Origin of the sequence: Azospirillum agricola (assembly GCF_017876095.1) — a bacterium.
Taxonomy (GTDB): Bacteria; Pseudomonadota; Alphaproteobacteria; order Azospirillales; family Azospirillaceae; genus Azospirillum; species Azospirillum agricola.
Genome location: NZ_JAGINM010000030.1, coordinates 1 through 15,145 on the forward strand (window position 1 = coordinate 1; position 15,145 = coordinate 15,145).

The window sequence follows — 15,145 nt, forward strand, 5'->3', positions numbered from 1 at the left end:
ATGCTCGACTACCGGGCGGCGACGCTGCTGTTCGCCGTCGGCATCCTGCTGTCGGTCGGCTACCTCTTCGCCAACACCATGTCGGAGCTGGCGCCCGAGGAGGACCAGGGCATCCTGTTCGGCATCTCCAGGGCGCCGCAATACGCCAACCTCGACTACATCGACAGCTTCGGCAAGCAGATCGACGAAACCTTCAAGTCCTTCCCGGAGACCGACACCCGCTTCGCTACGTCACCACCGGCTCGGGCGCCGCTTCCCTCCGCTGACCGGCTGGCTTGGATGGCCTGCCACGTCCGGACGCCTGAAACGATCCGGATGTGGCGGCAGCTGCGGGAGCGAAGCGCGGATCCCATCTTCGAGGGCGGTCGTGGCGGTGGCTGGACGGCGCCCCTTCAACCGTCGTAGCGCGCCTCCAGCAAGTCGAGTTCGCGGACGATCTTCCGCGCCATCTCGCCGCTGAGCTCGCGCCGCCGGACCATTTGGAAGAGCGCCTTGCGCTCGGCCTTGAGGGCGGCGACATGGATCGTCCGCCCGATGGCGTCGGTGTGCCGCGTGGTGTCGGCCGCAGCCCCCTCCTGGGACAGCGCCTCGATGCGGGTACGGTAGACGTCCATGACCTGGGCGGCCGCGGCGACGTAGAGGTCGGCGTCGTCGCGCCCCGCCGCCATGTCGTGCTCGACGCGCTCGATCGCGGCGATGGCCGCCTTGGCCGCCGCGATGCGCGCCCGGTCCTCCTCGGCCTGGTGGGAGGGCTCCGGCGGCATCTCCAGCCCCTTCAGCAGCATGGGCAGGCCGATGCTGGCGGCGATGAGGGAAACGATGATCACCCCCATCGCCAGCAGGATGGCCAGATCCCTGGCGGGAAAGGGCGCGCCGCTGTCGAGCGCGACCGGCAGCGTCAGGATGCCGGCCAGCGTGATGGTTCCCCGCGCGCCCGCCAGCGAGGTGGCGGCGACGAGGCGCCAGCTGGGCCTGTTCATGGCGCGGCCCCGCAGGTTGGCGCGGAACAGCGTGAGGCTGAGGGAGACCCAGACCCAGGCGAAGCGGAGCGCCGCCAGCGCGAGGTTGATGGCGACCACGTAGATCACCAGCCATCCGGGATCGTGGTGTCCGGTCACGCGGACCGTCTCGACCGCGCCCGCCAGGATGGTGGGCAGCTGTTCGCCCAGCAGCACGAAGATGATGCCGTTCAGCGCGAACTGGATCATGTCCCAGACGGTGTTGCGGCGGATGCGGGTCACCGCCAGGGTCTGGCCCGTCACCTCGGCGACGCTCATCGTCACCCCCGCCGCGACGGCCGCGAGGATGCCCGAGCAATGCAGGTGCTCGGCCACCAGATAGGACGCGAAGGGAATGAGCAGGCTGATCAGGATCTGCGAGCCGCTCTCCTCGCCGTAGCGCCGGGCGATCCATTCCTTGGCCCGCGTGATGCACCAGGTGACGAGGACGCCGACGGCGATGCCGCCCAGCGCCACCCACAGGAAGCTCAAGGTGGCGTCGTAGAGCGAGAAGGCGCCGGTGAGGGTGGCCGCGATGGCGAAGCGGAGGCAGACGAGGCCCGAGGCGTCGTTGAGGAGGGATTCCCCTTCGAGGATGTGCATCAGCCGCTTCGGGATGGGCACCCTGGCGGCGATGGCCGACACCGCGATGGGGTCCGTCGGCGACAGCACGGCGGCCAGCGCGAAGGCGACCGGCAGCGGCATGGCCGGGATCATCCAGTTGATGAAGAAGCCCACGCCGATGACCGTGAACAGGACCAGCCCGAGGGCCAGTTCGAGGACCGTCTTGGCGTCCTTCAGCAACTCCTCCTTCGGGATCCGCCAGCCATCCAGAAAGAGCAGGGGCGGCAGGAAGAGCAGGAAGAAGATGTCAGGGTCGAGCTGCACGCGAAGGTCCGCCGCAAGCCCGATCACGCCGCCAAGGCAAATCTGGACGAGGGGACGTGGAATCGCCCATGGCAGTGCCCGCGCGATAAATCCGCTCAAGACGACGGCGAGCAGAAGAATGAGTGCGATCGTGATGACGCCCAATGATCGATTTCCCCCTGTGTGCCGTGGAGGGGCGAGTATCTTGGATGCGGGGATCGTTGGAAACCTCTTTGTGCGTCAGGGACGCCCGATCTTCCTGAGGCCGGGGCGGGCGGGGTGGAGAATCCCGCGCGTCCGGGAACTGCGGATCGGGAACTCCCGCATCGGCCAGCTCGTCGGCGGCGTGCTCCGCCTGGCCGACGGAGCGGGGGCGGGATCGTCGCGTGGCGGTCGGCCCCGAACCATCCGGACCGCGCCGGGCGGCGGCAGCGCTGGCATGTTCCGGAAGGCGTTGGGGAGGGGCTGGCGTGCCGCCGCCAGTCCCGCCGCCGACATGCCCACCCAGGCGATCCCAGGCGGCGGCCGTCGCCCGCCGGCAAACATTCGCAGCGGAACTTTGAAGATTGTGCCGTCCGGGACTTGAAAGATGGGGGATTTACCTCATATAGATTTGGCGTCCGATGGACGCTTTTCCGTCCAGCTTCCTTCCCAGACGCCGAACGGCTCGAACGCGCCACCCGAAAGGAGGGCGTGGACGCCTCCGGCTCCGGGTCTTGCCGTCCGATCCTGCGAGGGCCGGGGCAAGGGCCGGGCGTCAGCCACCTGTGTCCGGGATGTGTCTTCGCTATTGTCCTCATCACCAAGCGATTGTCATCAAATCGTTGTCATCGGATCGTTGTCGCCAGGACCTTTCGTGGTCCCGCTTTCCCCAGTTTTCCGGATCGGCGGCGCTGAACGCAGCGCGCCTTCCTTCTCGGCCGAGCTTGTCTGGCCGCCGCGATGCCGCCCCGGCATCGTGGCGCCGCGGCGTGGCCGGGGAGCCCCTTTGCGCATCGACGAGCGATGCACGCCCTCCGGCAGCGTCGAATGCCGGCTTCGAAAGACCAGAACAGAATGACGTTTGATCCCAAGCGGCGCCGCAAGGCGTCGGGCGACCAGTCACGCCCGCAGCGCGGGTGGTCGTCCGGACAGGCCCTCCACGGGTCTGGCGGGCGCCGCCAGCCGATGACGGGGCCGGTGCCCGGCACCGATGAGGTGCTTTTCCTGCCGTTGGGCGGCTGCTCGCGCATCGGCATGAACATGGCGCTCTACGGTCACGCCGGGAAATGGCTGATCGTCGACGCCGGCGTCGCCTTCATGGGCGACGACGCGCCGGGCATCGACTCCCTGATGGCCGATCCGGCCTTCATCGAGGAGCGGATGCAGGACGTCGTCGGGTTGATCGTGACCCACGCTCACGAGGACCACATCGGCGCCATCCACCATCTGTGGCCGCGCCTGACCTGCCCGATCCATGCCAGCCCCTTCGCCGCCCATGTGATCCGCGAGCGCATGAAGGAGGCCGGCGCCCTGCGTCAGGTCCGCATCCGCGAGTTCGCCATCGGCGACACGCTGGCGCTCGGCCCCTTCGAGGTGAAGACCATCGCGGTCACCCACTCGATCCCGGAGCCGATGGCCCTGGCCATCCGCACGCCGGCGGGCACGGTGCTGCACACCGGTGACTGGAAATTCGACCCCGATCCGCTGGTCGGCCGGCCAACGGACCTCGACGCCTTGCAGCGCCTCGGCGACGACGGCGTTCTGGCGATGCTGTGCGACAGCACCAACGCCGACGTGGAGGGCTCCACCGGTTCCGAGGCCGACGCCCGTGCCGGCCTGATGGATGCCTTCGCCGGGTGTGGGGGGGCGATCGCCGTGACCGGCTTCGCGTCCAACGTGGCGCGGATGAGGGCGGTGGCCGAGGCCGCCTCGGCCAACGACCGCAAGGTCGTGCTGCTCGGCCGCTCCATGCTGCGCATGGAGAAGGCGGCGCGCGCCTGCGGCTATCTGGACAGCGTGCCGGCCTTCATGAGCCCTCTTGAAGCCTCCTGGACGGATCGCCGGAACCTCGTCTTCCTGTGCACCGGCAGCCAGGGAGAGGAGCGGGCGGCGCTCAGCCGGCTGGCCCGCAACGAACACCGCGACCTCTGGCTGGAGCGCGGCGACACCGCCATCTTCTCAGCCCGTGCCATCCCCGGCAACGAGGAGGCGCTCGGGCGCGTGCAGGATCATCTGCGGGCCACCGGGGTGGAGGTGGTGACCCCGGCGGATGCGCCGGTCCACGTCTCCGGGCACCCGAAGCGCGACGACCTCCGGCGCATGTACGGTCTGGTCCGCCCGCGCTTCGCGGTGCCGGTGCACGGCACGCTGGAGCATCTGGAGGCCCACGCCCGGCTGGCCCGCGCGTGCGGCGTGGAACGGGCGTTGATCCCGCAGGACGGCGACATTCTGCGCCTGGCCCGCGAGGGCACGGCGGTGGTCGGCTGCATCGAACCCCGGCGCCTCGCCAACAACGGGCGGGAGCTGGTGGCCTGGACGGAGCCGGCCTGTGCGGACGAGGAGAGCGGGACCGCCTGCCTCGCGGCCTGACCACGGCTCTCGACCGGGGCCGGGCGCGTCTTGCCGGAGGTCCGGCATCCCGACCGGCCGCGTGACGCGGCCGGCCCGAACGGGACCTGTTCCCATCACGCGACGGAGTGCAGCATGGCAGGACGTCCCGAGAACCGGCCGCGCTTTCCCGACCTGCTCGAGCCGGTTCTCACCGCCCTGGACGGCGATGAGGTTGGCCTCGACCGGGCCATCAACGCGGTGGCCGAGGCGCTCGCCGACTGCGAGGCCCTGATGGTCGACGGCTTGGGTCGGCCCGCCCAGGGCATGAGCGACGAGCAGGCCGTCCTGAACGCGCTCGACACCTATGTTCGTGTGCTGCTGCATTCGGGCGAGGTCGAGGGTGCCGCCGCTGTGGGCGACCTCATGGAGCGCATCGACCGCTTCAGCCGCCGCCGCAAGCGCCGCGGTTTTCGGACCGCCTGAACGCAGGCCGCTCCATCCCGGCGCGCCCGCTCCGCCTCGGCCCGCGCCTTTCCGGCGTGGGCCCGGCGGTGAAACCGCCCCTCAGTTTTTCAGCCTGTAGCCCGTGCGGAAGATCCACCACACCACGGCGAGGCAGATCACCAGCAACAGCGCGGTCATCGCGAGGCTCAGCGCGACGGGCACGTCGGCGGTGCCGTAGAAGCTCCAGCGGAAGCCGCTGACCAGATAGACGACCGGGTTGAACAGGGCGACCTTCTGCCAGAACGGCGGCAGCATGGTGATCGAATAGAAGCTCCCGCCCAGGAAGGCCAGCGGCGTCACGATCAGCATCGGCACGATCTGCAATTTTTCCCATCCGTTGGCCCAGATGCCCAGGATGAAGCCGAGCAGGCTGAAGGTCACCGAGGTCAGCACGAGAAAAGCGATCATCCAGAACGGGTGGACGATGGAGAACTCCACGAACAGCCGCGCCGTCAGCAGGATCAGCGTGCCGAGGATGATGGACTTGGTCGCCGCCGCCCCGACATAGCCGACCACCGTCTCGAAGGCGGAGATCGGGGCCGACAGCACCTCGTAGATCGTGCCGGAGTAGCGCGGCATGTAGATGCCGAAGGACGCGTTCGACACGCTCTCCGTCAGAACCGACATCATGACGAGGCCGGGCACGAGGAAGGCGCCGTAGCTGACGCCCTCCACCGACGCGAAGCGTCCGCCGATGGCCGCCCCGAAGACGATGAAGTACAGCGACGTGGAGATCACCGGGCCGGCGATGCTCTGGAACAGCGTGCGCCAGGTGCGGGCCAGCTCGAAGATGTAGATGGCCCTGATCGCATGGATGTTCATGCCCGCTCCTTCACCAGGCTGACGAAGATCTCCTCCAGGGAGCTTTCCTCGGTGCGCAGGTTCGTGAAATCGATGCCGTGATCGCCCAGCTTGCGGAGCAGCCCGGCGATGCCCGTGTGCTCGTGCTGCGCGTCGAACCGGTAGACCAGCTCCCGCCCGTCGTCCGACAGGGTCAGGGGATAGCCGGCGAGTTCGGCCGGGATGGCGTCCAGCGGGTTCTGCAAGCTCAGGGTCAGCAGCCGCTTGCCCAGCTTTTCCATCAGCGCCGCCTTTCCCTCCACCAGGATGATCCGCCCGCCGGAGATCACCCCGATGCTGTCGGCCATCTCCTCGGCCTCCTCGATGTAGTGGGTGGTCAGGATGATGGTGACGCCGCTGTCGCGCAGCCGCCCGATCATCTCCCACATGCCGCGGCGAAGCTCCACGTCCACGCCGGCGGTCGGCTCGTCCAGGAACAGGATGCGCGGCTCGTGCGACAGCGCCTTGGCGATCAGCACGCGCCGCTTCATGCCGCCGGACAGCGCCATGACCTTGGTGTCCCTCTTGTCCCACAGGGACAGGTCCTTCAGGATCCGCTCGATCACCGCCGGGTCGGGGGGCTTGCCGAACAGGCCCCGGCTGAAGCTGACCGTCGCCCGGACGCTCTCGAACGCCTCGGTCGTCAGCTCCTGCGGGACGAGGCCGATCAGCGCGCGCGCGGCGCGCCAGTCGCGCACGATGTCGTGGCCATCCACCGTCACGCTGCCGGATGTCGCCCGGACGAGGCCGCAGACGATGCTGATCAGCGTCGTCTTGCCGGCGCCGTTCGGGCCGAGCAGCGCGAGGATCTCCCCACGGCGGATGTCGAGATCGACCCCCTTCAGGGCCTGGAAGCCGGACGCGTAGGTCTTCTCCAACCCACGGATCTCAATGATAGGCTGCATGTCCTCCCCTCGGCTTGCCGGTCCACCCGCTGCGGGCGCCACGGGAGCCGGGCCACCATAGCGTCTGGCGGTCCCCGACGGAACGCGAACATCGGCGGCGCTGGCCGGTGCCGTCCGGCGGGGGCTCCGCGCCGGTTCCGGCGCGCCAGCCATTCGCTCCATCGGAGGGGGCCGGGGCAAGGGAACCCCGTCCTCGCGGCCACGTTGAAGCATGTGGTGTCCCCGCGACAGGCCGACGCTCCCCTGGCCGGGCGGTTCGGATCGCTTGATGACCGGAGGCTTCGGAACCAGCATGTCCGCCGATGCGACCGCTTCCAACGGCATCGACCCGGCCTTCGCCGTCGGGCTGGCACGGGCGTTCGCCGGTGCCCTGATCTTCGCCCTGCCCATGCTGATGACGATGGAGATGTGGCAGATCGGCTTCTCCATCAACCCGTGGCGGCTGGTCCTGCTGCTGGTGGTGCAGATTCCGCTGCTCGTCGGGCTGTCCCGCTTCGTCGGTTTCGAGCGGACGGGGAGCCTGGGCGAGGACGTCACCGACGCCTTCGTCGCGATCGCCGTCGCGGTGCTGATGGCGGCGGCGGTGCTGTTCCTCTTCAAGGTCATCGACACCGGGATGACCCGGCAGGAGGTCATCGGCAAGATCGCGTTGCAGAGCTTTCCCGGCAGCATCGGCGCCATGCTCGCCCGCGGCCAGCTCGGCCAACAGAAGCGCAACGCCGACGAGGACCGCCCGGACCGGCAGGATCCCAGCTATCCGGGCGAGCTGTTCCTGATGGGCGTCGGCGCCCTGTTCCTCGGCCTCAACGTCGCGCCGACCGAGGAGATGATCCAGCTGTCCTACATGATGGATCCCTGGCGGGAGCTGGCGCTGATCCTTCTGTCGCTGGTGATCATGCACGCTTTCGTCTACAGCATCGATTTTCCCGGCGGGTCGGAGTTTCCGGAGGGCGTCGGCTTCTGGACGCTGTTCGTGCGCTTCACCGTGGTCGGCTACGTCGTCGTCCTGCTGATCTGCCTGTACCTGCTCTGGACCTTCGGGCGGACCGACGGAACCGGCATCGGGGACGTGCTGAGCGCCGCCGTCGTGCTCGGCTTTCCCTCGTCCGTCGGCGCGGCGGCGGCACGCCTCATTCTCTAGATCCCCATGCCGGAGCAAGGAGAACCGACGTCGTGAAGGCACGGAACGTGAAGGCGGAATCCCTGCGGGAGGCGGACGCGGACGGAGCGCGCGCCGGCTCCGCGCGGCTGTGGGAACGGGTGGTCGCCGCGCTCGGCGTCGTCGTCACCGTCGCGATGATCGGGTTCATGGTGTCCGTCGCCTTGACCCCCGAGCGCGGCAATCCCGCCGTCACGATCGAGACCGAGCCGCCGAGGCCCGCCGGGGAGAGCCACCTCGTCCGGTTCCGGGCGACGAACGCGGCGGGCGCCACCGCCGCGGCGCTGCATGTCCGTGGCGAATTGCGGCAGGCGGGCGTCGTCGTGGAGACGAGCGAGGCCACGCTCGATTTCCTTCCCGGCAATTCGGAGCGGTCCGGCGGTCTGTTCTTCCGGAACGACCCGGCCCGTTACGAGCTGCGCGTCTTTCCGGTCGGCTACAATGAACCCTGACACCGCTTCCGCCGCCGCGTCGCGGCGCGGCGTCGAAGGCCATGGGACGGGTGTCGCCCGTCAAATGATATGTTATATCGTAACGTATCATTTGACGGATGGAGGCGTGCGTGAAGGAAGCCGAGGGCGAATCCGCCGAGCTGGCGGATGCCTTGACCCTGGTGCGGAGCCTGTGGGAGCGGGGGGATGTGCCCGAGCGCGCCGTGGCCTGGGCGATGATGATCGAGGCGGTGGACCGCCTCGCCGCCCTGCATGGTCCGGCGCGCGCGGCACGCCTGCTCGAACGGCTTGCCCGCGACGTGCGGGGTTGGCCGGTCTCGCGGGTGCTTCAATGAGCGGGACGACCAACAACCGCATCCGGGGGGCGCGGTCCTGGCGCCAGGCCAAGCCGGTGCTGCTGCACCCGAAATTCTTCCAGGGCTTCACCGATTTCCGGCTCGGCCGTCCGTTCGACTACCGGATGCTGGACGCGTGGCCGATGCTCGACCAACACCGTTACGAGAACGGCCGTGAACTGGCGGCCGAATGCCGTCTGGCCGGCCTTTCGGTGGTGTGGATCGAGCGGACCCGCGTCCCGCCTTCCCTGAAGGGCGTGGTGGTGGAGCGCGCCTGGGCACGCCGTTCCGCCGGATAGGTTGCCGGGCGGTCGGCCCGGAGCCATGCCCCGGACCATCACGAATCCCGCCCGCAATCCAGCCGGAACGGGCCGAAGGCGGTCGCGACGTCCCGGCTTTCCACCCGGCCGAAGCCGGCGGCGGACAGCGCCGCCGCGATGGCGCCCTGGTCGAAGGAGCGGTCCTGCCCGCGCAAGGCCGCCACCAGCCGCCCGACGACATGGGTTTCCGGCCGGGTGCGCTCCGCCGTCAGCCCCTCGTGCAGGCTGACGAGGACGCCGCCCGGCGCCAGCGCCCGCCGGGCCCTGGTCAGCAGCGCCACGAGGTCGCGGGCGTAGTAGAGCGTCAGCGACGCCCAGATCACGTCGTACCCGCCGCCCGTTTCCGGATCGTCGAACGCCACGTCGTTGAAGTCGTCGGCGATCACCGCGACGCGGCGGCCCGCCGGTCCGGCCGCCGCCAGCCGTCCGGCGATCCGGTCGGCCATCGGCGGCAGATCGACCAGCGCGGCGGTCATGTCCGGCCGCCGCTGGGCGACCGTCAGCGCCAGCGTTTCCGATCCGGCGCCGAGATCGAGGAAGCGCCGGGCCGACGGCCATTCCGGCAGGCTTTCCAGAACGGCGATCATCGCCGCCGCGCCCATGCCGCGATGAAAGGCGCGCAGGCTGAAGGCCGAACGGTCCCAGAATTCCGGCGCTGCCATGTCGAGGGCCGCGTCGCCGGCCTCCCCCCGCAGGAGCGCGGCGATGTCGCCATGCCGCAGCCGGGGCAGGGTGGTGAGCAGGTCGCGGAGCGACCGCTCGCCGTCGGCGCGCAGATAGGGCGCGGCCTCCTCCGCGAGGCGGTAGCGGCCGCCGCTCTTGACCAGCAGATCCATGGCGGCCAGCGCGTCGAGCACATGGCCGAGGCGTCCGGCGTCGAGCGACAGATCGGCCGCCAGATCGGCCGCCGTGGTGGGCGCGGACAGCCGGTCGAACAGGCCGAACTCCAGCCCGGCCGCCAGCAGTTGCCAGCGCAGCGGCGCCTGGATCAGGTCGAACAGCCGGGCGGGCAGCGCGCTGCCGTCACAGGGATGAGCGATGGGGGGCGTCGTCATGGCCGTCACCACGCCGCCTTGACGCGCAACCCGACCTCGCGCGCGGCCCCATCCTCGGCCAGCACGCCGAGCGGCGCCCGGACGGCGCGGGCGTGGACGTTCCGGTCGAACAGGTTGCCGGCCCACAGCGCCAACTCCAGCGCGGCGAAGCGGTAGCCGATCTCGGCGTCGACCAGCGCGTAGGCCGATTGCCGCAGCGTGTTCTCCGAATCGAAATAATAGGGGCCGGAGCCGTTCACGCCCGCTTGCCCGAACCAGCCCCGCCCGCCCTCGTCGTAGCGCAGGCCCAGCGCGTAGGTGGCCTGCGCCGCCATCGGCAGGCGGTTGCCCGACAGGTCGGCCGGCACCAGCCCGCCGTTGCGGCTGACGGTGACGCTGTAGGCGGTCGCCTTGGCCCGTTGCAGGCCGCCGCTGCCGAACAGCGTCCAGCGCTCGCTCAGCCGCCCGGTCAGCGACAGCTCGGCGCCGAGGATTTCGGCCTCGGCGGCGTTGCTGACCTTCTGGGTGCCGCCGGGCACCAGATCGAAAATCTGCTTGTCGGTCGTGCGCGTGTGGAAGACCGCCAGCCCGGCCTCGCCGCGCCCGCCGGCGAAGCGGCCCTTCACGCCGGCCTCGGCGGTCCAGCTGTGCTCGGGCGCGTAGGTCAGCGTGTCGCGGTTGACCGCCGTGCCGTAATTGTAGCCGCCCGGCAGATATCCCCGCGCGTAGGAGGCGTAGAGGGTGGCACCCGGCCCGGCCTCGTAGGACAGGCTGACGCGCGGCAGCAGCGTGGTGTGGCGGAGATCCCGCCCATAGCTGGCGCGCCCGGCCGCGCCGGAAAGGGTCTGGCTGCCGCTCTGGCCGATCCATTCGATCCGGCCGCCCAGCGCGAGCCGCAGGGCGTCGGTCAGCCCGGCCTCCACCTGCCCGAAGCCGGCCAGCCCGGTCTGGTCGATGGCGGTCTCGCGGCGGACGCGCGGGGTGCCGATGCGGAAATCCAGCTTGGTCCATTCCCGGTGGGCGTAGAGCCCGGCCAGCCAGCGCAGCCGCGCCTGCGGATCGGCGGAGGTCAGGCGGATCTCCTGCGACAGCGCGTCGTCGCGGTGGGCCGACAGGGTCGGCAGGGTGGGGAGCGGCGCGCCGTCGAGATCCATCTGGAAATCGCGCCGGTAATGGGTCCAGCCGGTGACGCTGGTCAGGTCGAACCCGTCGCCGCGCCGGTCGATCCGCAGGGACTGCACCGCGCTGGTCGAATCGTCCCAGGAGGGGCTGTCGTAGTTGGTGATGAAGCGGCGGGTGGCATGGGGGCCGGACACATAGCGCATGCGCGCCTTGCCCAGCTCCGCCCGCTCGACGACGCTCTTCAGACGGATGTCGGTGTCGTCGCCGGGCCGTGCCTCCAGGCCGCCGGACAGCGTCCATCGCCCGGTTTCGGCGCCGTTCCTCGACCCGTCGAGGCGGTTGAGGCCGGTGCCCCGCGCGTCCTCCGCGCGGAAGGCCAGCGCGCCCGCCACGGCGTCGCCGCCCAGCGGACCCGACACCCGCCCGGCCGCCGTGACGGCGGGGCGCCAGCCGTCGGGGCCGTCCTGGAAGCCGGTGGACAGGCTGGCCCAGCCGGACGGCGTCCAGTCCGGATCGGAGGTGGCGGCCTTGACGGCGCCGGACTCGGTGTTGCGGCCGTAGAGGCTGCCCTGCGGGCCCTTCAGGATTTCAAGCGCGGCCGGGTCGGGCAGCCGGGGCGCCTGGGTGGCGCCGTGCGGCAGGGCGACGTCGTTCACGAAGAAGCCCAGCGGATCCTGAAGGGCGGTGTTGGCGCTGGTCATGCCGCGCACGACGATCCGCGTCTGCACCGACGACTGTTCGATCCGGACGTTCGGCGAGCGCTTGGCGACCACCGCCAGCCCACCCGACAACGGGCTGTCCTGCTCCTGAGGAGTCAGCACCTCGACCGATCCGGGGGTGCGCCGGACGTCCTCCTTCCACTGCCGGGCCTCGACCGTCACCGGGGCCAGTTCGACGGCGGCGGGAGCGTCCGGCGGGTCGGCGGCCAGCGCCGGCCCCGCCATCGCCAGAAGGAGCGGGGCCGGAACAAGCGGGGCCAAGGAGAGCAGGCGGGCGCGCGGCGGCGTGCGGAGCGGTGGGTGCGTCATCGAAACGGTTGTCCTCGCTGAAGTCCGGGGCGAGGCTAGACGAAGCGCCGGGGGGCGCGCCCAAACGCCGAACGTTTCCCGTCATCGGGCGAACGCGTCATCGGGCGAACGGGCCGGCCGGTGTGGCCGGAACGCCAGCGCGCACACCGCGCCCAGAATCGCGGCGCCCGCCCAATAGGGCATCGTCGGCGAAAGCTGGTGCAGCGACGCTCCCAGCAGCGGGCCGGCGGCCATGCCGATCCCCTGCCCGACGCCGTTGAGGCCGGCGGCCCGCGCCTGCGCGTCCGGCGGCGTCCGCAGGCTGAGCGTGGCGAGGTTGCCCGGCAACAGCAGCCCGAGGCCACTGCCCAGCCCGGCCATCGCCGCCGTCAGCAGGGCGGGCGAGGGCGCCAGCGCCGCCGCCAGCAGGGCGAGCGTCGCGGTGGCGGCCCCGGCGCGCAGCAGGCGGGCGGGGCCCCAACCCAGCCAGCGCACCGCCAGCCCCTGCGTCGCCACCATCACCGTCATGGTGAGCGCCAGGATGGCGCCGCCGCGCTGCACCGAGTCCACCGGGCTCAGGCCGAAGGCGTCCTGGAGGCGCAGCGCCGTCACCTGCTGCAACAGGCTGTAGGCCGTCAGCCCGCACAGCGTGATCGCCAGGAACGGGCGGATGCCGGCCAGACGCGGCCACCCCCTTGCCGGGACCGCCGCCGCGCCATTGCCCCGCGCCGCCTTCCGCTCCGGCTCGCCGATGCAAAACCAGACCGCCAGCGTTCCGGCGGCGATCAGCGCGGCGATGGCCAGCAGGGCCGCGACGGGATTCGTCCCGCCCATCCGCCAGGCGAAGGCACCGCCGAGGATGGCGCCGAGCCCGAAGGCGGCGCCCATCATCCCCATGCCGCCGGCCCGCCGGTCGGCGCTGGTCACGTCGGCGAGGAAGGCCTGGGCCGCCGGCATGATCCCGGCCGACAGGGCCGACTGGACCAGCCGGGCGGCCAGCAGCAGGGCGAAGGCCGCCCCGCCCGACAGGGCTCCCCCGGCGTGGCCGGCGAGGATCGCCGCCATCGCCGCGGGAAACAGGGCGGCGGCGGCCAGCCCGGCCGTCAGCACGCGGCGCCGGCCCCAGCGGTCGCAGATATGCCCCCAGACCGGCCCGGCGACGACCAGCAGCAGGGCGGAGAGGCTGAGCAGCAGCCCGGTCCGCACATCCCCGAAGCCGAGGCTCCGCCCCAGCGGCGGCAGCACGATCAGCAGGAAGGAATGGCCGGCGCCGTTCGCCAGCAGCCCGCCGAACAGGGCGGCGACGGCGCGTGTCTTCCGGTCGGGCGGCGTGGAGGTCGGCGCGGTGGTTGGCGCGGTGGTCATGGCGGTTCCGGAGTCGGATTGGGGGCCGACGACCCTACGCGCGTTCCGCCGCCGCCGCCGTCATCGGCGGAACGCGGCCGGACAGACGCCGAACGGCCGGTGTCGCCGGTGTCGGCATCGCCAGTGTCGGTATCGCCAGTGTCAGCGGCGCTGGCGGAATTCGGCCGGGCTGCACCCGTGCCGCTCGCGGAAGGCGGCGGCGAAATGGCTGGAGCTGCTGAAGCCGCAGAGGAAGGCGATCTCGGTGACGCTCCGCCCGCCGTCCCTCAGGCAATGTTCGGCGCGCTCCAGCCGCCGGTCGCGCAGCCAGGCGAAGACGGTCTGGCCATAAGCCTTGCGGAAGCAGCGGTTCAGCCGCGCGTGGCTCATCCCCGCCGCCTCGGCCAGCCGCTCCAGCGAGGGCGGGTGGCAGAGGTCGGACAGCAGCAGATCCGCCACCCGCCCCAGACCGCGCCGCTCCCCGTCTCCCAACGCGCCCTCTCCCAAGGCACCATCGCCCGGCGCGCCGCCGTTCACCGGGCCGCCGGCCGCCAGCGGCGCCAGCCAATGCGCCAGCATCCCGAGCGCCGCGCTCTCCGCCATCAGCCGGTCGAGCGGCGAGGCGAGGCCGTTGTCCAGCAGCAGGCGCAGCCGTTCGACACCCCCCTCCGACCGCCCCAGCCGGACCGCGCGGGTTCCGCCCGGCATCCGGGTCAGGCCGGCGCCGTCCAGCGCCTTGCCGATGCGGTCCAGGTCGAACTTGACCGCCAGCATCCCGGCCCGCTTCTGCGCCGGGGTCAGCCGGGTGATGGGCGCGTCGTCCAGACGGAACAGCCAGACGTCCCCGGCGCGCACCGTGTGGCGCGGCGCCGTGTCGCCGCAGCCGAACAGGCTGGTGCCCGACAGGCCGAAGGCCAGCACCCCGACCGCCCCGCCATGCTCGATCCGCGACCGGTAGTCGCCGCGCAGGCGGCAGTCGCTGCTGGTCAGGCTGATGCCCGGCCCGATCCGTCCGGTGCGGAAGCGCACGGCGCCGTCGTCGCGCGGCAGCGCGTGGTCGCGCCAGCCGCACTCCGGCCCGGCGAGACGGGCCAGCAGTTGCGGGCCGACCTGGAACACGTCCGGTCCGGTCTTGCGGAGGCTGTCCATGGCGGGCGGTCCTTCTGCCGTGGCATCGCCGGCGCGCCGGCCGGCGGACCATAGCATCAGTTGCGAGCGATTCGCAAATAGGGCGCGTGGCGGCTGTCCAACCCCGCCGCATGGGCGGTTCCCGTCCGGGGCCGTCGATGCGATTGCGGCGCTCCGTTGGTGGTCGCGGCGATCGCAGCCCTATATAAGCGGTATGGATTCACCGAGGGCTGTGGGTTGGGATGCATGAGGGCGAGCGGGGTGGGAGAGGGGTGTTCGATCGGCCGGGCATGGCCGCGGCCCTCATGCGCGATCTCGATTGGTCGCGCACGCCGGTCGGTCCGGTGGACGGCTGGCCGCAGAGCCTGAGGGCCACGGTCCGGACGCTCCTGGCCTCCCGCTACCCGATGATCCTGACCTGGGGACCGCATTTCACCCAGTTCTACAACGACGCCTACGCGGAACTGATCGGCGACAAGCATCCCGAGGCGCTCGGCATCGACATCCGGGTCACGCTCGACAAGGCGTGGGACACGCTGGGGCCGATGATCGACGAGGTGATGCGCACGGGGGTGGCCAACTGGACGCCGGCGCTGCT

At 71.1% G+C, this 15,145-nt stretch carries 14 protein-coding genes; 7 read left to right on the top strand and 7 right to left on the bottom strand.

Features of this window, described 5'->3' with window-relative positions; genetic code table 11:
• Positions 1 to 405 (top strand): hypothetical protein (locus J2847_RS34380; protein ID WP_233474875.1); only part of this gene is annotated, 405 nt, incomplete at its 5' end.
• Here J2847_RS34380 and J2847_RS29880 read toward each other — a convergent pair.
• A complete protein-coding gene (locus J2847_RS29880; protein WP_209782379.1) occupies positions 393 to 2,030 on the bottom strand; it encodes a Na+/H+ antiporter in 1,638 nt (545 codons plus the stop codon). The two genes, J2847_RS34380 and J2847_RS29880, sit on opposite strands and share 13 nt — an antisense overlap.
• An 891-nt stretch (positions 2,031 to 2,921) precedes the next feature.
• On the opposite strand from J2847_RS29880, the gene J2847_RS29885 reads away from it, so the two are divergent.
• Both J2847_RS29885 and J2847_RS29890 read left to right on the top strand, forming a co-directional pair.
• Positions 2,922 to 4,436 carry a ribonuclease J gene (locus tag J2847_RS29885; protein ID WP_233474876.1) on the top strand — a complete coding sequence of 505 codons (1,515 nt, stop codon included), beginning with the start codon at positions 2,922 to 2,924 and terminating at the stop codon, positions 4,434 to 4,436.
• Between the two features lie 114 nt (positions 4,437 to 4,550).
• Positions 4,551 to 4,880: a hypothetical protein gene (locus tag J2847_RS29890; RefSeq protein WP_209782380.1), complete on the top strand. Its 330-nt coding sequence runs from the start codon at positions 4,551 to 4,553 to the stop codon at positions 4,878 to 4,880.
• Positions 4,881 to 4,961: 81 nt separating this feature from the next.
• Here the strand turns inward: J2847_RS29890 and J2847_RS29895 are convergent, their stop codons facing one another.
• Together J2847_RS29895 and J2847_RS29900 are read right to left on the bottom strand one after the other, a co-directional pair.
• Positions 4,962 to 5,723 carry an ABC transporter permease gene (locus tag J2847_RS29895; protein ID WP_209782381.1) on the bottom strand — a complete coding sequence of 254 codons (762 nt, stop codon included), beginning with the start codon at positions 5,721 to 5,723 and terminating at the stop codon, positions 4,962 to 4,964.
• Complete coding sequence (locus J2847_RS29900) at positions 5,720 to 6,646, bottom strand: ABC transporter ATP-binding protein (RefSeq protein ID WP_209782382.1); 927 nt, start codon at positions 6,644 to 6,646, stop codon at positions 5,720 to 5,722. The genes J2847_RS29895 and J2847_RS29900 overlap by 4 nt, the downstream gene beginning before the upstream one ends.
• 292 nt (positions 6,647 to 6,938) lie before the next feature.
• Between J2847_RS29900 and J2847_RS29905 the strand changes: the two genes are divergently transcribed.
• The 4 genes from J2847_RS29905 to J2847_RS29920 all read left to right on the top strand — a co-directional run bounded on the left by J2847_RS29905 (position 6,939) and on the right by J2847_RS29920 (position 8,891).
• Entirely contained in the window at positions 6,939 to 7,787 is an 849-nt protein-coding gene (locus J2847_RS29905) for a TIGR02587 family membrane protein (protein WP_209782383.1), read from the top strand.
• A 32-nt stretch (positions 7,788 to 7,819) separates the two neighbouring features.
• Positions 7,820 to 8,257, top strand: a complete 438-nt coding sequence (locus J2847_RS29910) for a TIGR02588 family protein (RefSeq protein WP_209782384.1) — start codon at positions 7,820 to 7,822, stop codon at positions 8,255 to 8,257.
• Between the two features lie 110 nt (positions 8,258 to 8,367).
• Positions 8,368 to 8,592 (top strand): hypothetical protein, encoded by a 225-nt coding sequence (locus tag J2847_RS29915; protein ID WP_325169512.1) that lies wholly within the window; start codon positions 8,368 to 8,370, stop codon positions 8,590 to 8,592.
• A complete protein-coding gene (locus J2847_RS29920; protein ID WP_209782386.1) occupies positions 8,589 to 8,891 on the top strand; it encodes a hypothetical protein in 303 nt (100 codons plus the stop codon). The genes J2847_RS29915 and J2847_RS29920 overlap by 4 nt, the downstream gene beginning before the upstream one ends.
• A 38-nt stretch (positions 8,892 to 8,929) precedes the next feature.
• Here the strand turns inward: J2847_RS29920 and J2847_RS29925 are convergent, their stop codons facing one another.
• From J2847_RS29925 to J2847_RS29940, 4 genes are all read right to left on the bottom strand, one after another.
• Positions 8,930 to 9,967, bottom strand: coding sequence for a class I SAM-dependent methyltransferase (locus J2847_RS29925; RefSeq protein ID WP_209782387.1), 1,038 nt, complete (start codon positions 9,965 to 9,967; stop codon positions 8,930 to 8,932).
• Between the two features lie 5 nt (positions 9,968 to 9,972).
• The gene (locus tag J2847_RS29930) at positions 9,973 to 12,096 is read right to left on the bottom strand and encodes a TonB-dependent receptor (RefSeq protein ID WP_233474877.1); all 2,124 of its coding nucleotides are present in this window, start codon (positions 12,094 to 12,096) and stop codon (positions 9,973 to 9,975) included.
• 81 nt (positions 12,097 to 12,177) lie between these two features.
• Positions 12,178 to 13,440 carry an MFS transporter gene (locus J2847_RS29935; protein WP_209782388.1) on the bottom strand — a complete coding sequence of 421 codons (1,263 nt, stop codon included), beginning with the start codon at positions 13,438 to 13,440 and terminating at the stop codon, positions 12,178 to 12,180.
• 141 nt (positions 13,441 to 13,581) lie between these two features.
• A complete protein-coding gene (locus tag J2847_RS29940) occupies positions 13,582 to 14,568 on the bottom strand; it encodes a helix-turn-helix transcriptional regulator (RefSeq protein WP_209782389.1) in 987 nt (328 codons plus the stop codon).
• Positions 14,569 to 15,145 lie beyond the last annotated feature (577 nt).

Excerpts from the sequence above, each read along its gene's own strand:
- J2847_RS29885 (WP_233474876.1), top strand. The coding sequence starts at position 2,922 with ATGACGTTTGATCCCAAGCGGCGCCGCAAGGCGTCGGGCGACCAGTCA.
- J2847_RS29890 (WP_209782380.1), top strand. The coding sequence starts at position 4,551 with ATGGCAGGACGTCCCGAGAACCGGCCGCGCTTTCCCGACCTGCTCGAG.
- J2847_RS29895 (WP_209782381.1), bottom strand. The coding sequence starts at position 5,723 with ATGAACATCCATGCGATCAGGGCCATCTACATCTTCGAGCTGGCCCGC.
- J2847_RS29900 (WP_209782382.1), bottom strand. The coding sequence starts at position 6,646 with ATGCAGCCTATCATTGAGATCCGTGGGTTGGAGAAGACCTACGCGTCC.
- J2847_RS29905 (WP_209782383.1), top strand. The coding sequence starts at position 6,939 with ATGTCCGCCGATGCGACCGCTTCCAACGGCATCGACCCGGCCTTCGCC.
- J2847_RS29920 (WP_209782386.1), top strand. The coding sequence starts at position 8,589 with ATGAGCGGGACGACCAACAACCGCATCCGGGGGGCGCGGTCCTGGCGC.
- J2847_RS29925 (WP_209782387.1), bottom strand. The coding sequence starts at position 9,967 with ATGACGACGCCCCCCATCGCTCATCCCTGTGACGGCAGCGCGCTGCCC.
- J2847_RS29930 (WP_233474877.1), bottom strand. The coding sequence starts at position 12,096 with ATGACGCACCCACCGCTCCGCACGCCGCCGCGCGCCCGCCTGCTCTCC.
- J2847_RS29935 (WP_209782388.1), bottom strand. The coding sequence starts at position 13,440 with ATGACCACCGCGCCAACCACCGCGCCGACCTCCACGCCGCCCGACCGG.
- J2847_RS29940 (WP_209782389.1), bottom strand. The coding sequence starts at position 14,568 with ATGGACAGCCTCCGCAAGACCGGACCGGACGTGTTCCAGGTCGGCCCG.